Origin of the sequence: Geodermatophilus sp. CPCC 205506, from assembly GCF_051383635.1 — a bacterium.
Classification (GTDB): Bacteria; Actinomycetota; Actinomycetes; order Mycobacteriales; family Geodermatophilaceae; genus Geodermatophilus.
The window spans coordinates 1-1,412 of the sequence record NZ_JALPKP010000113.1 but is presented as its reverse complement, the minus strand read 5'-3'; the positions used below and the strand labels follow the sequence as shown (position 1 = coordinate 1,412).

Below are 1,412 nucleotides of genomic sequence, written 5' to 3'. Positions count from 1 at the left end.
CAGCTGCTCGGCGACCGGAACCGCGCCGGCCCCGGCGGCCAGCGTGCCCACGACCGCGACCGCGTCGGCCAGCTCCCCACCCGACCCGCCGGCCGCCTCCGGCAGCCCCACCCCGGTCAGCCCCGCCCCGGCCAGCGCCGCCCACAACCGGGCGTCCCAGGCCCGCCCGGCGTCGAGCACGAACGGCTCGTGCGCGGCGAGGATGTCGCGCACCGTGCCCACCACCAGCGCCCGCTCCGCGCTGCTCATCGCAGCCCCAGCCCGCGGGCCACGATGCCGCGCAGGATCTCGTTGGTCCCGCCGCGCAGCGTGTACCCCGGCGCGTGCAGCTGCGCCTCGGCCAACGCCCGGCCCAGCGGATCCGGGGAGTCCAGCGACGCCGGCACCGCCACCACCTTCCGCACCTCATCGACCACGTCGGCCTCGAACGTGGTGCCCACGTCCTTCACCAGCGCCGCCGGAATGTCGGGCAACTCCCCCCGATCCAGCGCCGCGGCGATCCGCAACGACAACTGCCGCAACGCCAGCAACCGCGCCGACAACCGGCCCAGCGCCGCCAACTGCCCACCGTCGCCGGAGTCACACGCCCGCCGGGCGAACTCGGCCAGCACCGGATACGTCGACAGGAACCGCTCCGGACCGCTGCGTTCGAACGCCAGCTCCGCGGTCACCTGCGCCCACCCGGCGCCCTCCGCCCCCAGCAGCATCCCGCCCGGCACCACCACCTGGTCGAACACCACCTCGTTGAAGTGGTGCCCACCGTCCAGGATCCGGATCGGATTCACCGTGATCCCCGGCAGCGACAGATCCACCAGCAACTGCGACAACCCGGCATGCCGATTCCCCGGATCCAGCGGCGCGGTGCGCACCAGCACGATCCCGAAGTGCGAATGGTGCGCATTGCTCGTCCACACCTTCGCCCCCGACACCACCCAGTCCCCGGCGCCGTTGCGGACCGCCTTCGTGCGGATCGAGGCCAGATCCGAGCCCGAGTCGGGCTCGGACATCCCGATCACGAAGAAACACTCCCCCGCCGCGATCCGCGGCAGGATCGACCGCCGCTGCTCCTCGCTGCCATACCGCAACAGGTTGGGCCCCGACTGCCGATCGGCGATCCAGTGCGCCGCCACCGGCGCGCCGGCCGCCAGCAGCTCCTCGGTCACCGCGTACCGCTCCATCGCCGACCGCTCGTGCCCGCCGTACCGCTCGGGCCAGGTCATCCCCAGCCAGCCCCGCGCCCCCAGCTTGCGGGAGAACCCCGGATCCACCCCGGACAGCCAGGTGTCCACGTGCGGCGTGAACGACCCGGCCGCCAACTCACCGGCCAGGAACTCCCGCACCTCTCCCCGCACCCGCTCGGCCGCCTCCGACCGCGGCGCCGGCGCCAGACTCAACGGACTGCTCATGCGCTG

At 73.8% G+C, this 1,412-nt stretch carries 2 protein-coding genes; both read right to left on the bottom strand.

Annotated elements, in window-relative coordinates:
• Positions 1–249 (bottom strand): acyl-CoA dehydrogenase family protein (locus MY520_RS27850; RefSeq protein ID WP_436695942.1); only part of this gene is annotated, 249 nt, incomplete at its 3' end.
• Entirely contained in the window at positions 246–1,406 is a 1,161-nt protein-coding gene (locus MY520_RS27845; protein ID WP_436695943.1) for an acyl-CoA dehydrogenase family protein, read from the bottom strand. The genes MY520_RS27850 and MY520_RS27845, both read right to left, overlap by 4 nt.
• Positions 1,407–1,412 lie beyond the last annotated feature (6 nt).